The organism is Actinosynnema sp. NPDC091369 (genome assembly GCF_044757065.1).
Classification (GTDB): Bacteria; Actinomycetota; Actinomycetes; order Mycobacteriales; family Pseudonocardiaceae; genus Actinosynnema.
The window spans coordinates 601,680-618,445 of record NZ_JBIVUG010000001.1 but is presented as its reverse complement, the minus strand read 5'-3'; the positions used below and the strand labels follow the sequence as shown (position 1 = coordinate 618,445).

The 16,766-nt window shown below is 72.2% G+C and carries 17 protein-coding genes and 2 riboswitches; of the genes, 7 read left to right on the top strand and 10 right to left on the bottom strand.

Annotated elements, in window-relative coordinates; genetic code table 11:
• From ACIQMJ_RS03020 to ACIQMJ_RS03010, 3 genes are read right to left on the bottom strand one after another with little or no spacing between them, the layout of a single operon-like run.
• Positions 1-840, bottom strand: coding sequence for a carbohydrate ABC transporter permease (locus tag ACIQMJ_RS03020; RefSeq protein WP_499759326.1), 840 nt, complete (start codon positions 838-840; stop codon positions 1-3).
• The gene (locus ACIQMJ_RS03015; RefSeq protein WP_499759325.1) at positions 837-1,826 is read right to left on the bottom strand and encodes a carbohydrate ABC transporter permease; all 990 of its coding nucleotides are present in this window, start codon (positions 1,824-1,826) and stop codon (positions 837-839) included. Before ACIQMJ_RS03015 ends, ACIQMJ_RS03020 begins: the two co-directional genes overlap by 4 nt.
• A 7-nt stretch (positions 1,827-1,833) precedes the next feature.
• The gene (locus ACIQMJ_RS03010) at positions 1,834-3,117 is read right to left on the bottom strand and encodes a sugar ABC transporter substrate-binding protein (protein ID WP_499759324.1); all 1,284 of its coding nucleotides are present in this window, start codon (positions 3,115-3,117) and stop codon (positions 1,834-1,836) included.
• A gap of 242 nt (positions 3,118-3,359) precedes the next feature.
• Between ACIQMJ_RS03010 and ACIQMJ_RS03005 the strand changes: the two genes are divergently transcribed.
• Both ACIQMJ_RS03005 and ACIQMJ_RS03000 read left to right on the top strand, forming a co-directional pair.
• The gene (locus ACIQMJ_RS03005; RefSeq protein ID WP_499759323.1) at positions 3,360-4,118 is read left to right on the top strand and encodes a GntR family transcriptional regulator; all 759 of its coding nucleotides are present in this window, start codon (positions 3,360-3,362) and stop codon (positions 4,116-4,118) included.
• A 455-nt stretch (positions 4,119-4,573) separates the two neighbouring features.
• A complete protein-coding gene (locus ACIQMJ_RS03000) occupies positions 4,574-6,022 on the top strand; it encodes an MFS transporter (protein WP_499759322.1) in 1,449 nt (482 codons plus the stop codon).
• Position 6,023: 1 nt separating this feature from the next.
• Here the strand turns inward: ACIQMJ_RS03000 and ACIQMJ_RS02995 are convergent, their stop codons facing one another.
• Positions 6,024-6,950, bottom strand: coding sequence for a threonine ammonia-lyase (locus tag ACIQMJ_RS02995; protein WP_499759321.1), 927 nt, complete (start codon positions 6,948-6,950; stop codon positions 6,024-6,026).
• A 530-nt stretch (positions 6,951-7,480) separates the two neighbouring features.
• On the opposite strand from ACIQMJ_RS02995, the gene ACIQMJ_RS02990 reads away from it, so the two are divergent.
• Complete coding sequence (locus tag ACIQMJ_RS02990; protein WP_499759320.1) at positions 7,481-8,644, top strand: S1 family peptidase; 1,164 nt, start codon at positions 7,481-7,483, stop codon at positions 8,642-8,644.
• A 93-nt stretch (positions 8,645-8,737) separates the two neighbouring features.
• Here ACIQMJ_RS02990 and ACIQMJ_RS02985 read toward each other — a convergent pair whose 3' ends face one another.
• Positions 8,738-9,493: a dioxygenase family protein gene (locus tag ACIQMJ_RS02985; RefSeq protein ID WP_499760234.1), complete on the bottom strand. Its 756-nt coding sequence runs from the start codon at positions 9,491-9,493 to the stop codon at positions 8,738-8,740.
• Complete coding sequence (thiE, locus tag ACIQMJ_RS02980; RefSeq protein WP_499759319.1) at positions 9,493-10,152, bottom strand: thiamine phosphate synthase; 660 nt, start codon at positions 10,150-10,152, stop codon at positions 9,493-9,495. Before thiE ends, ACIQMJ_RS02985 begins: the two co-directional genes overlap by 1 nt.
• A 44-nt stretch (positions 10,153-10,196) precedes the next feature.
• A riboswitch (TPP riboswitch) is annotated at positions 10,197-10,308 on the top strand.
• On the opposite strand from thiE, the gene thiO reads away from it, so the two are divergent.
• The 4 genes from thiO (at position 10,294) to ACIQMJ_RS02960 (ending at position 12,772) form a co-directional block, all read left to right on the top strand.
• Positions 10,294-11,328 (top strand): glycine oxidase ThiO, encoded by a 1,035-nt coding sequence (thiO, locus tag ACIQMJ_RS02975; protein ID WP_499759318.1) that lies wholly within the window; start codon positions 10,294-10,296, stop codon positions 11,326-11,328. It overlaps the preceding riboswitch by 15 nt.
• Positions 11,325-11,525 carry a sulfur carrier protein ThiS gene (thiS, locus tag ACIQMJ_RS02970; protein WP_499759317.1) on the top strand — a complete coding sequence of 67 codons (201 nt, stop codon included), beginning with the start codon at positions 11,325-11,327 and terminating at the stop codon, positions 11,523-11,525. The genes thiO and thiS overlap by 4 nt, the downstream gene beginning before the upstream one ends.
• Position 11,526: 1 nt before the next feature.
• Positions 11,527-12,282, top strand: coding sequence for a thiazole synthase (locus ACIQMJ_RS02965; protein WP_499759316.1), 756 nt, complete (start codon positions 11,527-11,529; stop codon positions 12,280-12,282).
• A gap of 58 nt (positions 12,283-12,340) precedes the next feature.
• Positions 12,341-12,772 (top strand): MarR family winged helix-turn-helix transcriptional regulator, encoded by a 432-nt coding sequence (locus ACIQMJ_RS02960; RefSeq protein WP_499759315.1) that lies wholly within the window; start codon positions 12,341-12,343, stop codon positions 12,770-12,772.
• Here the strand turns inward: ACIQMJ_RS02960 and ACIQMJ_RS02955 are convergent.
• The 4 genes from ACIQMJ_RS02955 to thiC all read right to left on the bottom strand — a co-directional run bounded on the left by ACIQMJ_RS02955 (position 12,765) and on the right by thiC (position 16,644).
• A complete protein-coding gene (locus ACIQMJ_RS02955; protein WP_499759314.1) occupies positions 12,765-13,325 on the bottom strand; it encodes a VanZ family protein in 561 nt (186 codons plus the stop codon). The genes ACIQMJ_RS02960 and ACIQMJ_RS02955 overlap by 8 nt on opposite strands.
• A 46-nt stretch (positions 13,326-13,371) precedes the next feature.
• Positions 13,372-14,181 (bottom strand): class I SAM-dependent methyltransferase, encoded by an 810-nt coding sequence (locus tag ACIQMJ_RS02950; RefSeq protein WP_499759313.1) that lies wholly within the window; start codon positions 14,179-14,181, stop codon positions 13,372-13,374.
• Positions 14,182-14,191: 10 nt separating this feature from the next.
• Positions 14,192-14,995: a bifunctional hydroxymethylpyrimidine kinase/phosphomethylpyrimidine kinase gene (thiD, locus tag ACIQMJ_RS02945; protein WP_499759312.1), complete on the bottom strand. Its 804-nt coding sequence runs from the start codon at positions 14,993-14,995 to the stop codon at positions 14,192-14,194.
• Positions 14,995-16,644 (bottom strand): phosphomethylpyrimidine synthase ThiC, encoded by a 1,650-nt coding sequence (thiC, locus tag ACIQMJ_RS02940; protein WP_499759311.1) that lies wholly within the window; start codon positions 16,642-16,644, stop codon positions 14,995-14,997. The genes thiD and thiC overlap by 1 nt, the downstream gene beginning before the upstream one ends.
• Positions 16,635-16,762, bottom strand: a riboswitch (TPP riboswitch). Its footprint overlaps the gene before it by 10 nt.
• Positions 16,763-16,766 lie beyond the last annotated feature (4 nt).

Sequence of the window (16,766 nt, the reverse complement as noted above, 5' to 3'; positions counted from 1 at the left end):
CTACCCCTTCACCGCACCGGCCGTGACGCCGGTGACCATCTTGCGCTGCACGATCAGGAAGAACACCAGCACCGGCAGCGTGAACAGCGCCGACGCGGCCATCGCGCCACCCCAGTCCGTGCCGAACGCGGTCTGGAACCCGGACAGCCACACCGGCAGCGTCTCCTTCGCCTGGTCCTTGACCAGCGACAACGCGAACAGGAACTCGTTCCACGCGGTCACGAACGCGAACACCGACGTGGCCACCAGGCCCGGCCCGAGCAGCGGCAGCGTGACCCGGCGGAACGCCTCCCACCGGCCGCAGCCGTCCACCATCGCCGCCTCTTCGAGCTCCAGCGGGATGCCGTTGACGAACCCGCGCAGCGTCCACGCGCAGAACGGCAGCGTCACCGCGAAGTAGATCAGCGTCAGCGCGGGCAGCCGGTCCAGCAGGTCCAGGTCCCGCATCATGAGGAACATCGGGATCAGCAGCGCCTCGAACGGCGCCATCTGCGCCACCAGCAGCATCATCACGAAGCCCTTGCGGCCGCGGAACCGCATCCGGGACAGCGCCAGCGCCGCCAGCAGGCCCACGACGACCGCCGCCGCCACCGCGCTCAACGACACCATCAGGCTGTTGCCCAGCGAGTTGAGGAACCCGGGCTTGGCCCACGCGGTGGCGAAGTTCGAGCCCGTCACGGAGAACGGGATCAGGTCGTAACCGCTGGTCAGAAGGTCCTTGCGCGGTTTCAACGCGGTCGCGAGCATCCAGTACGTCGGGAACGCGAACAGCAGCGCCACGACCAGCGCGACGACGTTCCCCGTGACCTTCTTGGCGTCGGACACCTTCTTCGCGTTCACAGCTCGCCCTCCTGGGACCGGACCAGCCTGCGCAGGTACTGGAACGTCAGCAGCGCCAGCAGCGCCACCATCACCACGGACACCGCCGCGGCCACGCCGAAGTGGCTCTTCGAGATGCCTTCGAGGTACTGGTAGACGGGCAGCGTGGTGCTGCCGCCGTCCGGGCCGCCCTTGCGCATCGCCCAGATCTGGGCGAACACCTTGAAGTCCCACAGCAGGGACAGGAACGTCACCATCAGCAGCAGCGGCCGCAGCTCCGGCCACGTCACGGCGCGGAACGTCTGCCACGCCGACGCGCCGTCGATGCCCGCCGCCTCGTACTGGTCCTTCGGGATCCCGATGGCTCCCGCGTACAGCGAGAACGCCAGGAACGGCACGGCCTGCCACACGATCAGCAGCCCGATCACGCCCAGCGTCGACGTGCCGGTGGAGAACCACGAGAACCCGGCGAAGCCGTCGAAACCCAGCTTGACCAGCGTCTTGTTCAGGATGCCGTACTGCTGGTCGAAGATCCACTGGTAGACCGTGGTGGCCGCGAGCAGCGGCATCGCCCAGGCCAGCAGCATCGCGACCTGCAACGCGATTCGCACGACCGGGCTGATCTGCCGCATCAGCAGCGCGATCAGCAGGCCCGCGAGGACCGACACGACGACCACGACCCCGGTGAACACCACGGTGCGCACCGCGATGACCCAGAACTCGGGGTCGCCCAGGATCTCGGTGTAGTTGTCCAGACCGGTCCACACGACCTCGCCGCGGGTCAGCTCGCGCAGGTTCAGCTTGCGGAAGCTGGTCACCAGGACGGAGAGGACGGGCCAACCGATCAGCCAGAGGATGGCCACCACGGCGGGGGCCAGCAGCAGGTAGGGCAGCGCCCGGTCGAAGGCGCTGCCCCGACGGCGCGGCGCGCCGTCCGGTGCGGCACGCCGCGGTGCCGACGAGGAGTTCGTCGGCACCGCGGCGTCGGTCGTGTGCACGGCCGTCATCCGATCGTCATCCGCCCAGCGTCTTCGACAGGGCGGAGTTGGCGTCGGCCGTCGCCTGGTCCAGCGGCTTCGCGCCGGTCAGGTACGCGGTCAGCATGTCCTTCAGCGGGTTCTGGCCCGCCTCGACCGCGGCCCACGACGGCGTGGTCGGGGTGACCTTGCCGTTCGGGGCGGACTCAGCCAGCGCCTTGCCGATCGGGGTGGTGGCCAGCTTGGCCGTGTCGGTCGAGGTGCCGGGCACCGCGCCGCCCTCGGCCAGCATGTCCTGGTACTTCTTGGACGACAGCAGCTTCAGGTACTCCTTGGCCAGGTCGGCGTTCTTGCTGCCGGCCGGGATGGCCAGGTTGGACCCGCCCAGGAACACCGGGGCCGTCTTGCCCGAGGTCTTCGAGGGGATCGGGAACGCGCCGGTCTTCTCCTTCAGCTCCGGGTTGGCCTTGACGGCGCCCGCGAGCTCCCACGGCAGGCCGATCATCATGCCGACCTTGCCCGTGGCGAACACCTCCATCTGCTGCGGCGTGGCCTCGTCGGCGTCCTTCGGGGCCTTCGTGCCGGAGGTGTCGACCAGCTTCTTGTAGAACTCCAGGCCGGCCTTGGCCTGCGGGGTGTCGACCGCGCCCGCCCAGGCGGAGCCCTGCGGCTTGGCCACGTCGCCGCCCTCGTCCCAGATGAACGACAGCAGCACGTACCAGGACTGGCCGGGCAGGTAGAGCGGCTGGAAGTCCGGGTCCGCGGCGTTGGCGGCCTTCAGCTTCTCGATCGCGGAGACCCACTCGTCACGCGACTTCGGCGCGGCGGCGATGCCCGCGGCCTGGAACAGGTCGGTCCGGTAGATGACCGTGCGGTTCGCGGCGTAGAACGGCAGGCCGTACTGCTTGCCGTCCCAGGTCAGCGAGTCCTTGAGGCCGCCGAGCCACTGGTCGCCGTTGAGGCCCGAGGCGTCCGCGGTGAGGTCGGTCAGCGTCTCCTCGGCTGCGAACTTCGCCGTCTGGGTGTTGCCCAGCTCGATGACGTCCGGCGGGTTGTTGCTGGTCAGCGCGGTGGTCAGCTTCTCCTGGATGCCGTTCCACTTCTGCACTTCGTACTTGACGGTGACGCCGGGGTGCGCGTCCTGGAACTCCTTGTTCAGCGCGTCGGTCAGGGTGGTCGGCGCCGAGCCGTCCATCAACCACACCGTCAGCGTCTTGGGTTCTCCGGAGTTGCCGCTGCCGCCGTCGGAGCTCGTGCCACATCCGGCCACGGCCACCGCCAGTGCGGCGGCACCTACGGCCAGTCCTCTCCAGCCCTTCACGTTGTGCGCCCTTTCCCCATGCCCCGATCCCAACGACCGGAACGCCAAAGTGGTGTAGACCAATGCGGCCTAGAGTGTGCCTCGCCACAGGGCATGTCAAGGCCGTTGCTGGACCGTTGCAAAGTCATCGGATCATTTTCTTGGCCGTTGTCGGGGGTTCGGGCGCACGATCCGGGGAGGACAAGGCATCCTGTGTCTGGGAGCGCTGGCAAGGTCGGCTGGCAAGGGGCGAGGAGGAAGGCATGCTCGAGACGAGCCCTGCGACTGGCGTGGACGCCAGGACTCGCGCGCAGCGCGAGCCGAAGTACTGGGGACTCAAGCGGCACCTGCTCGACCTGCTGCGCGCGTTGCCGCCCGGATCGCCGATCCCGACGGAGCGCTCGCTGGCGGCGGAGTTCGACGTGTCGCGCACGACGGTGCGGCAAGCGCTTGCCGAACTGACCGTGGAGGGTCGGTTGCTGCGCGTGCAGGGCAAGGGCACGTTCGCGGCCGAACCCAAGGTGGCGCAACGGCTCCAGCTGTCGTCGTACACAGAGGACATGAAAGCGCAGGGCAGGCTGCCGTCGTCGCGGTTGATCGAGGCGTCGGAGATGGCCGCGGAGGCCGAGCTGGCCCGGCTGCTGGGCGTGCGGGCGGGTGCGAAGGTCCTGCGCCTGCACCGGCTGCGGTTGGCCGACGGCGAGCCGATGGCGATCGAGACCACGCACCTGGCCCTGGGCCGGTTCCGCGGGCTGCGGCGCTACCTCGCGCCGGGCGCGTCGCTGTACCAGGTGCTGCGGGAGCGGTTCGGCGTCGAGATGGGACACGCCGAGGAGACGATCGAGACGGCGCTGGCGTCGCCGGAGGAGGCCGAGCTGCTGGGCGCGGACATCGGCCTGCCGATGCTGCTGCTGTCGCGGCACTCGTTCGACACGGAGGGCAACCCGGTCGAGTGGGTGCGCTCGGTGTACCGGGGCGACCGCTACAAGTTCGTCGCCACCCTGAACCGCCCGGCCGACTGACCCGTCCACCGTCCGGTTCCGCTCGCCGGGACCGGACGGCGCGCCCTGCGGACCCCGTTCCACCGCGCACCTCGCCCTACCGGCTTCCGCCGCTGGTCAGAGCCCTGGTGGCGGCTCCCGCGCGACCGCCGACCCGGCCGACAGGCTTTCGGACCCTGTCCGCCGTGGTTCGCGGGTGCTTGCCGGTGGGCACGTCCCCCTGGGACTGCGTCGCACGCCTCCGGCGGCCCCCGCCCGCTGCGCCGGCTCTCGCCGCTCCGCTTCCGCGAGCGCTCGCCGTGCGCTGCCGACCGCCGCGCTCGCCGCCGCCGCCGTCGGTACTCGTTTCGGCTTGCCCGTGCTTCGCAGGCGTCCCCCGCCCAGGGGGACCCCTGTTCTTGATCCTGCCGGCTCGCACCGACAGTTCGGGGCGCTCCCGGCCCGCCTGTGGACAACTCCGGGAGCAGAATGGGTCGGTGACGGAGACCGTGGTGTGGGGCACCGGGCGGGCCCGAGCCGTGTTGGCGACGACCATTCTCGGCTCCGGCATGGCGATGCTCGACAGCACGATCGTCAACGTCGCCCTGCCCCGGATCGGCGCCGAGCTCGGCGCGTCCGTCGCCGGTCTGCAGTGGATCCTCGACGGCTACCTGCTGGCCCTGGCCTCGCTGATCCTGATCGCGGGCTCGCTCGGTGACCGCTACGGCCGCCGCCGGGTCTTCACCTTCGGCGTGCTCTGGTTCGGCGCGGCGTCGTTGTTGTGCGGGGTGGCGCCGACGACCGAGCTGCTCGTGGTCGCCCGCGTGCTCCAGGGCGTCGGCGGCGCGCTGCTCACGCCCGGCTCGCTGGCCATCCTGCAGTCGGTGTTCGTCCCCTCGGACCGCGGCCGGGCGATCGGCGCGTGGTCCGGGCTGTCGGGCGTGGCCACGGCGATCGGGCCGCTGCTGGGCGGTCTGCTCGTGCAGGCGTGGTCGTGGCGGCTCGCGTTCCTGATCAACCTGCCGGTCGCGGCGGCCTGCGTGTGGCTGGCCCGCCGGCACGTGCCCGAGTCCCGCGACGACGCCCTCACCGGACGGCCGAACGTCGGTGAGTCGGTCGTCGGCGCGGTCGGCCTCGCCGGCGTCACGGGCGCGCTGGTCGAGGCGCCGGTCCGGGGCGCGGACGCCCTCGTGGTCACGGCGGCACTGGTCGGCGTCGCCTGCCTGGTCGCGTTCGTGGTGCTGCAACGCCGGGGGCACGACCCGCTGGTGCCGCCGCAGCTGTTCGCCAACCGGACGTTCGTGCTGTCCAACGCCCTGACGTTCCTGGTCTACGCGGCCCTGGGCGGGGTGATGGTGCTGATGGTGCTCCAGCTCCAGGTGTCACTGCACTACTCGCCCACGGCGTCCGGACTGGCCGGCGTGCCCATCACGCTGATCATGCTGGCCCTGTCGGCGCGGTCCGGCAGCCTGGCGCAGCGGATCGGGCCGCGCGCCCAGCTCGTCGGGGGACCGGTCCTGATCGGCGTCGGCATGCTGCTGCTGCGCCGGGTCGAGCCGGGCGCGGGCTACTGGACCGACGTGCTGCCCGGCCTGCTGGTGTTCGGCCTCGGCCTGGCGGCGGTGGTGGCGCCGGTGACGGCGACCGTGCTGGCCGCCGCGCCCGACCGGTACGCGGGGGTCGCCTCCGGCGTGAACAACGCCGTCGCCCGCACCGGCAGCCTGCTCGCGGTGGCCGTGCTACCCGCGGTGGCGGGGCTGACCGGCGCCCAGTACGCCGACCCGACCGCGCTCACCGAGGGCTGGCAGACGGCCCTGCTGGTGTGCGCGGTCGCGTCGATCATCGGCGGGCTGCTGGCCCTGGGCACGGACAACCACGTACTCAAACCGGCACCCGAGTGCCACAGCTGCGGCGTGGACGCCCCGCCCGCGCGCCTGCCCGACTGACTCACAGGTACCGGGCGAACACCTCCGGGTCGACGTTCCCGCCGGACAGCACGGCGACGGTCGGGCCGGAGGAGGACGGCCGCGCCAGGTAAGCGGCGACGGTGACCGCGCCGCTGGGCTCCACCACGAGCCGCGACCGCCGCGCGAGCACGCCGACCGACTCGCCGATCCGCTCCTCCGACACCGTGACGATGTCGTCCACGTAAGCGCGCATGTGCTCGAACGTCAGCTCGGACGGCTCGGCGCGCAGCCCGTCGGCGATGGTGCGGGCCCGGTCGTCGGCGGGCCACCGGACCAGCGTGCCGGCCCGCAGCGACTCGGCCGCGTCGCCCGCGAGCTCCGGCTCCACCCCGATCACCCGCGTGGCCGGGCTGAGCGCCTTCACCGCCGCGGCCACCCCGGAGATCAGCCCGCCGCCGCTGACCGGCACCAGCACCTCGGCCACGTCCGGCAGCTCGGCGACGACCTCCAGCCCGACGGTGCCCTGACCGGCGATGACGTCGGGGTGGTCGAACGGCGGGATCAGCGTCGCGCCGCGCTCGGCGACCAGCTCGGCGGCCCGCGCCTCCCGCTGCGCCATCGGCACCTGCACGACCTCGGCGCCGTGCGAGAGGGTCGCGTCGACCTTGACCCGGGGCGTGGTGTCCGGCACGACGATCGCCGCGGGCACGCCGAACAGCTTCGCCGCGTACGCGACGGCCTGCGCGTGGTTGCCGCTGGAGTAGGCGACGACGCCGCGCGCCCGCACGTCCTCGGGCAGCCGCGCCAGCGCGTTGTACGCGCCGCGGATCTTGAACGCGCCCACGGGCTGGAGGCTCTCCGGCTTGAGCCACAGCCCGTCGTCGAACCGCAGCAGGGGAGTGCGGACCGCCGCGCCCTCGATGCGGTCGGCGGCGGCCTGGATGTCGGAGATGGTGACGAGTGCCATGCGTCGATCCTCACCCCTGCGGCGGCGTCGCGACTACACGGGTCGTTACCGGAACTCCTCCTGTCTCACCCGGCCGGGGCAACAACATTCACACGTCCGTGGCTTGCTTCACCGAAGTGCTTACATCTGGCAAAACCGCCCGAATCGGTGATCGAATCACTACCTTGAGTGAGAGTTAACTGTCAAACGCTACACAGCGCAGTCACATGGGCGTGTCCTGTGACACACTTCGCCCTCAGATGGCTCGGACCGTAACAGGTTACGGAGTCATAACGTCGCTCGAACGGGTGAGTACTGGTCGGTAGAGGCCGGGGAGGAGTGCCATGCGAGACGCGCGAGAGCGGATGTCGCCACGCACCTCACCGAGCGCTACGACGGTGCCGACCGCCCGGGCGACGACACGGGCGAGAAGTAAAGGGGTGGGGCGACCCCTGCCGCCGCCCCACCACCCGTCCCCCTAGAGCCCCCGAGAGCGGTCCCTGCAACCAGGCTCTCGGAGCCCCTGCACCCGAAGATGAGGGAGACGCCTAATGAACCGCACGAGTGCGGTCCGCCTTGCCACGGCCGTCCTGCTGGCCACCGGCACGGCTACAGCTCTCAGCGTACCGGCCGTCGCGGACACGGCAGCGCCCCAGGGCGCAAGCCGGGCCGACACGGAGAGCTACCCCGCCGAGTTGCTCCAAGCGGTGCAACGCGACCTGGGCCTGAACGCCGAACAGGTCACCGCCCGTTTGGCGAGTGACGCCCACGCGGGTGAGGTCGAGTCCGCGGCGCGGTCCGCGGTCGGCGGCGCCTACGCGGGTTCGTGGATCAACCAGGCGACCGGCAAGCTGGTCGTCGCGGTGGCCGACCCGGCCAAGGCGGGCGCGGCGAAGGCCGCGGGCGCCGACGCGAAGTACGTCGCCTTCTCCCACCAGCAGCTGACCGGCGCGAAGTCGTCGATCGACGCCCTGTCGGCCCCGAAGTCGATCACCGGCTGGCGGGTCGACGAGCAGACGAACTCGGTCGTGGTCGAGGTCAACCGCTTCCAGCGCGACGCGGCGGCGGAGTCGTTCCTGGCGACGGCCAAGTCGGTCAGCCCGGCGGTGCGGGTGGTCGAGGTCGACGAGACCCCGACGACCCTCTACGACACCCGCGGCGGTGACGCCTACTACATCGGCAGCGGCCGGTGCTCGGTCGGCTTCGCGGTCAGCGGCGGCTTCGTCACGGCGGGTCACTGCGGGCGCTCGGGCACCGCGACGACCGGCTTCAACCGCGTCTCGCAGGGCACCTTCGCGGGCTCGTCCTTCCCCGGCAACGACTACGCCTGGGTGCGGACGAACTCCAACTGGACCTCGCGTCCGTGGGTCAACCGCTACAACGGCTCCAACGTCACCGTGACCGGCTCCACCTCGGCGGCGGTCGGCGCGGCGATCTGCCGTTCCGGCTCGACCACCGGCTGGCGCTGCGGCACCGTCCAGGCCAAGAACCAGACGGTGAACTACGCGCAGGGCTCGGTGTCCGGCCTGACCCGCACCAACGCGTGCGCCGAGCCCGGTGACTCGGGCGGCTCGTGGGTCGCGGGCTCCGGCTACAGCCAGGCCCAGGGCGTGACCTCCGGCGGTTCGGGCAACTGCACCTCCGGCGGCACGACCTACTTCCAGCCGGTCGGCGAGATCCTCAGCGCCTACGGGTTGAGCCTGACCCGCGGCTGACCCGGAGCGCGGTCGTTCCCCCTGCGGGCCGCGCACCGCTTCGAGAACGCCCCCGGACCGTCGGTCCGGGGGCGTTCCTCGTGCTCGGGAGGGTCAGGCGAACTGCACCGACCGCTTGGACAGCCCGTACCAGAAGCCGTCGACGGTGGTCGTGGCCCGCTGGGCGGCGCTCGCGCCCAGTGCGACGAACAGCGGCGCGAAGTGCTCGGTGCGCGGGTGCGCGATGCCCGCCGCGGGGGCCTTGCGCTGGAAGTCCAGCACCGCGTCCACGTCGCCGTCGGCCAGCGCCCGGCCCGCCCAGTCGTCGAACTCGGCCGACCACGACGGTGGCTGGTAGTCCGGGCCGACGGACATGTCGACGCAGCTGAGGTTGTGCGTCATGAACCCGCTGCCGACGATCAGCACGCCCTGCTCGCGCAGCGGCGCGAGCCGGCGGCCGACGTCGAACAGGTCGCGCGGGTCGAGGCTGGGCATCGACATCTGCAGCACCGGCACGTCCGCCTCGGGGAACATCTCCTTCAGCGGCACGTACGCGCCGTGGTCCAGGCCGCGCGCCTCGTCGTGCGCCACCGGCCGGTCGACCAGGGCCGCGACCTCCCGGGCGAGCTCCGGCGCGCCCGGCGCGGCGTAGGTGACCTCGTAGTACCGCCGGGGGAAGCCCCAGAAGTCGTAGGTGAGCGGCACGGTCGTGGTCGCGCCGAGGGTGAGCGGGTCGTTCTCCCAGTGCGCCGAGACGACCAGGATCGACTCGGGGCGCGGGAGCGTCGCGGACCACGACCTCAGCTCGCCGGTCCACCGTTCGTCGTCGGCCAGCGGGGGCGCCCCGTGGCCCAGGTACAGCACAGGCATCACGCCGACGACTGTACGCCCTTTAGTTGAAGTTTCAACCAGGCTGCGGCGGCCCGCGGGTCCTCGGCCTCCGTGATGGCGCGCACGACCACGACCCGCTCCGCGCCCGCGGCCAGCACCTCCGGCAGCCGCCCGGCGTCGATGCCGCCGATCGCGAACCACGGCCGGTCGGTCGTGCCCGCCGTGGCGCGCACCAGGTCCAGCCCCGGCGCGGGACGGCCCGGCTTCGTCGGCGTCGGCCAGCACGGACCGGTGCAGAAGTAGTCCACGCCCGGCTCGACGGCCGCCGCGCGCGCCTGCCCGACGTCGTGGGTGGACCGGCCGATCACCACGTCCTCGCCGACGACCCGGCGGGCCAACGGCACCGGCAGGTCGTCCTGCCCCAGGTGCAGCACGTCGGCGTCCACGGCCAGCGCCACGTCCGCCCGGTCGTTCACCGCGAGCAGCGCCCCGTGCCGCGCGCACGCCTCCGCCAGCACCTCCAGCGCGGCGATCTCGTGCTTGGCTTCGAGGCCCTTGTCCCGCAACTGCACGACGTCCACCCCGCCCGCGAGCGCGGCGTCCGCGAACTCGGCGAGGTCGGGCCGCGTCGGCGTGCAGAGGTAGAGCCGTGCGTCGGCGAGCCGCCGCCTGATCTGCGTTCCGTCGAGTCCTGGCACGGGCGGCACGGTAACCGCCGGGCCGTCGCGTGCGCTACGGTGGAAGAGGTCCGCACGGGAGCCTGGAGAACACCGGGCTGAGAGGGAGCGTGGTCCGCTCCGACCGTCGAACCTGATCCGGGTCATGCCGGCGCAGGGAGCGTGAGTGCCTTGGCAATGCGAGTGACCGTCCTCGGCGGTGGTGTCATCGGCCTGTCCGCGGCCTGGTACGCCGCGCGCGCCGGGTACGCCGTGCGGGTCGTCGACCGGGGGTCGCCGCACGGCGGTTCGTGGGTCGCGGGCGGGATGCTCGCGCCGATCACCGAGGCGTGGCCCGGGGACGAGGACGTGCTGGCGCTCGGCGTCGAGTCGTTGGAGCTGTGGCCGGAGTTCGCGCGCTCGCTGGGCGTGGAGCTGACCCCGACGGGCACGTTGGCGGTGGCGGTCGACCGGGCCGACGTCGAGGTCCTGGACCAGTTGCGCGCCTACCTGGAGCGGATGGGCCGGTCGGCGTCGAAGGTGACGGGCCGCGAGCTGCGGGCGCTGGAGCCCGGTCTCGGCTCGGTCCGCAGTGGACTGTCCGTGCCGGGTGACGTGGCCGTGGACAACCGGGCGTTGCTGCGCGCCCTGCGGGACGCCTGCGCCGCCGACGGCGTCGTGTTCGCCGACGAGACCGACGAGACCGACGGAACCGACGAGGCCGGTGCCGACCGGGGTGTGACGGTGATCGCGGCCGGCGCGTGGAGCCGGGACCTGCACCCGTCCCTGCGCGACGTGATCCGGCCGGTGAAGGGCGAGATCCTGCGCCTGTCGGCGCGGCCCGGCGCGTTGCCGCCGCCCCGGCACACGATCCGCGCGCAGGTGTCCGGCCGCCCCGTCTACCTGGTGCCGCGCGAAGGCGGGTTCGTGCTCGGCGCCACCCAGTACGAGGCCGGGTTCGACGGTGACGTGACCGTCGGCGGTGTGCGGGACCTGCTGCGCGACGCCGAGGTGGTGTGGCCGGGCATCGCCGAGTACGCGCTGACCGAGGCCGCCGCCGGGTTCCGCGCGGGCAGCCCCGACAACGCGCCGGTCGTGAAGTGGCTCGAACCCGGCGTGCTGGCCGCCACCGGCCACCACCGCAACGGCCTGCTGCTCGCGCCCGTGACGGCGCGGCGGGTGCTCGACCTGCTCCGCGAAGGAGGGAACAGCCGGTGAAGGCGAAGGTCAACGGTCTGGACCGGGAACTGGCCGACGGGTCCACCGTCGCCGCCGTGCTCGCGCTGCTCGACGCGCCGCCCACCGGTGTCGCGGTGGCGCTGGACGGCGAGGTCGTGCCGCGCGCGGCGTGGGCGACGACCGTCGTGCCGGACGGGGCCGCCGTCGAGGTGCTGACCGCAGTGCAGGGAGGGTGACGTGGACGACCCGTTGGTGATCGCGGGCCGCGAGTTCGGCTCGCGGCTGGTCATGGGCACCGGGGGCGCGGCGAACCTCTCGGTGCTGGAACGCGCGCTGGTGGCGTCCGGCACGGAGCTGACCACGGTCGCGATGCGCCGGCTGGACGCGTCCGGCGGCGGCGTGCTCGACCTGCTGCGCCGGCTGGGCGTGGTGGCGCTGCCGAACACCGCCGGCTGCCGCACCGCCGCCGAAGCGGTGCTGACGGCCCGGTTGGCGCGCGAGGCGCTGGAGACGAACTGGGTGAAGCTGGAGGTCGTCGCCGACGACCAGACCCTGCTGCCCGACCCGGTGGAGCTGCTGGACGCGGCCGAGAAGCTGGTCGACGACGGGTTCGTGGTGCTGCCCTACACCAACGACGACCCGGTGCTGGCGCTGCGGCTGGAGCAGGCCGGCTGCGCCGCCGTGATGCCGCTGGGGTCGCCGATCGGGACGGGGCTGGGCATCCGCAACCCGCACAACATCGAGCTGATCGTGTCGCGCGCCTCCGTGCCGGTCATCCTGGACGCGGGCGTGGGCACGGCGTCGGACGCGGCGCTGGCGATGGAGCTGGGCTGCTCGGCCGTGCTGCTGGCGACCGCCGTGACCAGGGCGCAGGACCCCGAGCGGATGGCGGCGGCGATGCGGGCGGGCGTGGAGGCCGGTCGGCTGGCCCGGTTGGCGGGGCGGATCCCGAAGCGCTTCTGGGCGCAGGCGTCGAGTCCGGCAGTGGGGTGATTGCCGGGCACGGCATGATGGACGCTCGCCCGTGTCCGTCTCCCCGAGGAGGAGTGCCGTGACGGCCGACCAGGTCGAGGACGCCACCGCCCGGCTGTACCTCGCGATCGGCAGGCTTTCCCGGCTGCTGCGGCGCACCGGCTCGCCCGGTCTCGGGCCGGGCGCGGTGTCCGCGCTGGCCACGCTGGCGCGGTGCGGCCCGATGAGGTTGGGCGACCTGGCCGCCAAGGAGGGCGTCGCACCGCCGACGTTGTCGCGGATCGTCGCGGCGCTGGTGGAGGCCCGCTACGTGCGGCGGGAACCGGACCCCCAGGACGGGCGGGCGTGGCTGGCGACGCCGACCCCGGAAGGCGTGACCATGGTGTCCGGGGTGCGGTCGGCGCGCGTGCGGGAACTCCAGCGGCGGATCGAGGACCTCAGCCCGGAGCACCGCGACGCCCTGGTGAACGCCCTGCCCGCATTGGAGGAACTGGTCGGCGAGGTCAGCTGACCACGCGGGCCGAAGCCGACCCCCGGGACGGTCGACCCGCACGCGAGCCGCCCGCCGCGGCGGTGAACAGCCACGCCACCAGCACGGCGAAGAACGCGCCCGCGGTGTTGTTGTAGAAGTCCTGCGCCTCGCACACCCCGATCGCGGTCAGCGCCTGCACGAACTCCACCGACGCGCTGAACGCCGCCGACACGCCCAGCACCGCCCACGGCCGCCGCGTGGCCAGCGTGGCGAAGAACGCGAACGGCACCAGCATCACCAGGTTCAGCCGCTCCAACGACCCGGTGAGCGAGAACTCGTTCCCGAGGCACATCCCGAGCGGGTCGGTGGTCGCCACCGTGAACGTCCCGCCCGGCCGGGCCAACGTCGCCGCCACCGCCAGCGCCAACCCGAACCCCGCCAGCACCGCGGGCACCGCCGCCCACCCCCGGCGCCGCGCCAGCACGAACCCGACCGCGCCCAGCAGCACCGCACCCGAGAACAGCGCCGCCACGGTCTCGGGCTGGTTCAGCACCAACTCGGCGATGTAAGCGTCCTGACCGACTGCGCTCATGCCCTACAAGACGCGCGACCCCCGGCACCGGTGGCTTAGAGCACCCTTAGAACCGGTACCGCAGCACCCGGCCCACGTCCCTGACCTTCGGCAACCGGGCCATCACCCACATCGGGAACCGCCCCGACCACGGCTCGCTCGCGATCTGCGGCAACTCCACCGACCGCACCGCGTCCACGCACCTCAACCCCGCGTGCCAGCCCTCGACCACCGCCGGGTCGTCCATCCCCCAGCGCAGCGTCGCACCCGCCCGCCGCACCGCCGGCACGAACCGCTGCATCCTGATCCCGAACGACCCGTACACGTCGAACAGCAGCTCACCGCCCGTGAACCGCCCGGTGACCCGCCGCACCAGCCCCCGGACCTCGTCCCCGGTCAGGTACATGGTCAACCCCTCGAACACGGCGACCACCGGCCGGTCCGCGGGCACCCCGTCCCACCACCCGCCGTCGGTGACCGACGCGTGCACCAGCCGGTAGTCACCGCCCGGCGCGTCCAGCAGCCGTTCCCGCAGCGCCGCCACCTCCGGCAGGTCCACGTCCACCCACCGCACCCCCGGCCCGAACGCCATCCGCTGCGCCCGCGTGTCCAGCCCGCACGCCAGGTGCAGCACCGTCGCCGACGGGTGCCGCGCCAGGAAGTCCGCCGTCCAGTCGTCCAGCAGCTTCGCCCGCATCGCCACACCCGCCGCCGTCGCCGCGGTGATGCCGGTGCGCGGGAAGTCGTACTCGATGCGCGCCACCGCGTCCGCAGCCGCCGCGTCACCGAGGACGGGGTGCTGCGCGCGGGCGTCGAGCGCCCGCGCGTACAGCGTCGCCAGCATCGTCTCCGGAGCGCCGGTCAAGTCGACCTCCACCCCGTCGAAGCTAGCCCTCCAACCGCCACAACGGCGACACGGGACCGACACCACCACCCAACGGGTACGCGGCGGCCACCGACCGGACGATGAAGTCCTTGCCGAACCGCACCGCCGTCGGCACGTCCGCACCCCGCGCGAGCTGCGACGAGATCGCCGACGCCAGCGTGTCCCCGCTGCCGTGCGTGTGCTTCACGTCGTAGCGCGGCCCGACCAGCTCGATGAACTCCGCCCCGTCGTACAGCACGTCCAGGCACTCCGGGTCGTCCCACAGGTGCCCGCCCTTCACCAGCACCCACCGCGGGCCCAGCGCGTGCAGCGCCTCGGCGGCCTTGCGCTGGTCGGCACGGCTGCGCACCTCGATGCCGGTGAGCAGCCGCACCTCGTCCAGGTTCGGCGTCACCAGCGTCGCCCGCGGGAACAGCAACGTCCGCACCGCGTCCAGCGCGTCGTCGGCCAGCAACTGGTGCCCGTGCATCGACGCGGCCACCGGGTCCACCACGAACGGCCCGACGTCGACCCGGTCCAGCGCCGCCGCGACCGCCTCGATGATCGCCGCCGACGCCAGCATCCCCGTCTTCGCCGCGTTCACCCCGATGTCCGTCGCGACCGCCTCGATCTGCGCGGCCACCACCTCCGGCGGGATCTCGGTGTACCCGGTCACGCCCAGCGAGTTCTGCACGGTCACCGCCGTGATCGCGGTCATCCCGTGCACACCGCACGCGAACAACGTCCGCAGGTCGGCCTGGATGCCCGCGCCGCCGCCCGAGTCGGACCCGGCGATGGTCAGCACGCGGGGCGGGGTGGCGGCCATCAGTCCACCACCGGCAGGTACACCTTGGCGCCCTGGTCGGCGAACTCGTGCGACTTCTCCGACATGCCCGCCTCGATCGCCTCCACAGTGGACAGACCGCGCTCCTCCGCGTACCGCCGCACGTCCTGCGTGATCTTCATCGAGCAGAACTTCGGCCCGCACATCGAGCAGAAGTGCGCCGTCTTCGCCGGCGCCGCCGGCAGCGTCTCGTCGTGGAACGACCGCGCCGTGTCCGGGTCCAGCGACAGGTTGAACTGGTCCTCCCACCGGAACTCGAACCGCGCCCTCGACAGCGCGTCGTCCCAGTCCTGCGCGCCCGGGTGCCCCTTGGCCAGGTCGGCCGAGTGCGCCGCGATCTTGTACGTGATCACGCCCGTCTTCACGTCGTCCCGGTTCGGCAGCCCCAGGTGCTCCTTCGGCGTGACGTAGCACAGCATCGCCGTGCCCAACCAGCCGATCTGCGCCGCCCCGATCGCCGACGTGATGTGGTCGTACGCGGGCGCGATGTCCGTGGCCAGCGGCCCGAGGGTGTAGAACGGCGCCTCACCGCACCACTCCTCCTCCAACCGCACGTTCTCCGCGATCTTGTGCATCGGCACGTGACCCGGGCCCTCGATCATCACCTGCACGTCGTGCGACCGGGCGACGTGCGTCAACTCGCCCAACGTCCGCAGCTCGGCGAACTGCGCCTCGTCGTTGGCGTCCGCGATCGACCCCGGCCGCAACCCGTCACCCAGGGAGAACGTCACGTCGTAGGCCCGCAGGATCTCGCACAGCTCCTCGAAGTGCGTGTAGAGGAAGCTCTCCTTGTGGTGCGCCAGGCACCACGCCGCCATGATCGACCCGCCGCGCGAGACGATGCCCGTGACCCGCCTGGCGGTCAGCGGCACGTACCGCAGCAGCACGCCCGCGTGCACCGTCATGTAGTCGACGCCCTGCTCGGCCTGCTCGACCACCGTGTCCCGGTAGACCTCCCACGACAGCTTCGCCGGGTCGCCGTCCACCTTCTCCAGCGCCTGGTAGATCGGCACCGTCCCGATCGGCACCGGCGAGTTCCGCATGATCCACTCGCGCGTCTCGTGGATCCGCTTGCCCGTCGACAGGTCCATGATCGTGTCCGCGCCCCACCGCGACGCCCACACCATCTTCTCCACCTCCTCCTCGATCGAGGAGGTCACGGCCGAGTTGCCGATGTTCGCGTTGATCTTGACCAGGAACTTCTTCCCGATGATCATCGGCTCGGCCTCCGGGTGGTTGCGGTTGAGCGGGATGACCGCCCGACCGATCGCCACCTCGTCCCGGACGAACTCCGGGCTCATTCCCTCGCGGGCCGCCACGAACCGCATCTCCGGCGTGACGACCCCCGCCTTGGCGTACGCCAGCTGGGTCACCGCCCCGCCGACCGGTTCCCGTGCCGCGATCCAGTCCGCGCGCAACCTCGGCAGTCCACTGTGGACGTCGATGGTCGCGCTGTCGTCCGTGTACGGACCGGAAGTGTCGTACAGGTCGACGTGCTCGCCGTTGGTCAGCCCCACCCGGCGGAACGGGACCCGCACGCCGTCACCCACCTCGCGGTAGACCTTGCGGGACCCCGAGATGGGCCCGGTGGTGACGCTGGGCTTGACCGAACGGTCGTCGAGTGCCGTCACGACATTCCTCCCTACGCCGGCATTACCCGGTCAGGTTCAGGCGGTCGGCGGCACCGGGACCTGCGAGTCCCAGCCGCCCTCTCAGCCCGCTGTGGCGCGAGCTCCCGCGTGTGTTGAGTTAT

Excerpts from the sequence above, each read along its gene's own strand:
- ACIQMJ_RS02995 (WP_499759321.1), bottom strand. The coding sequence starts at position 6,950 with ATGGCACTCGTCACCATCTCCGACATCCAGGCCGCCGCCGACCGCATC.
- thiD (WP_499759312.1), bottom strand. The coding sequence starts at position 14,995 with ATGGCCGCCACCCCGCCCCGCGTGCTGACCATCGCCGGGTCCGACTCG.
- ACIQMJ_RS02955 (WP_499759314.1), bottom strand. The coding sequence starts at position 13,325 with ATGAGCGCAGTCGGTCAGGACGCTTACATCGCCGAGTTGGTGCTGAAC.
- ACIQMJ_RS02985 (WP_499760234.1), bottom strand. The coding sequence starts at position 9,493 with ATGCCTGTGCTGTACCTGGGCCACGGGGCGCCCCCGCTGGCCGACGAC.
- ACIQMJ_RS03015 (WP_499759325.1), bottom strand. The coding sequence starts at position 1,826 with ATGACGGCCGTGCACACGACCGACGCCGCGGTGCCGACGAACTCCTCG.
- ACIQMJ_RS03005 (WP_499759323.1), top strand. The coding sequence starts at position 3,360 with ATGCTCGAGACGAGCCCTGCGACTGGCGTGGACGCCAGGACTCGCGCG.
- ACIQMJ_RS02990 (WP_499759320.1), top strand. The coding sequence starts at position 7,481 with ATGAACCGCACGAGTGCGGTCCGCCTTGCCACGGCCGTCCTGCTGGCC.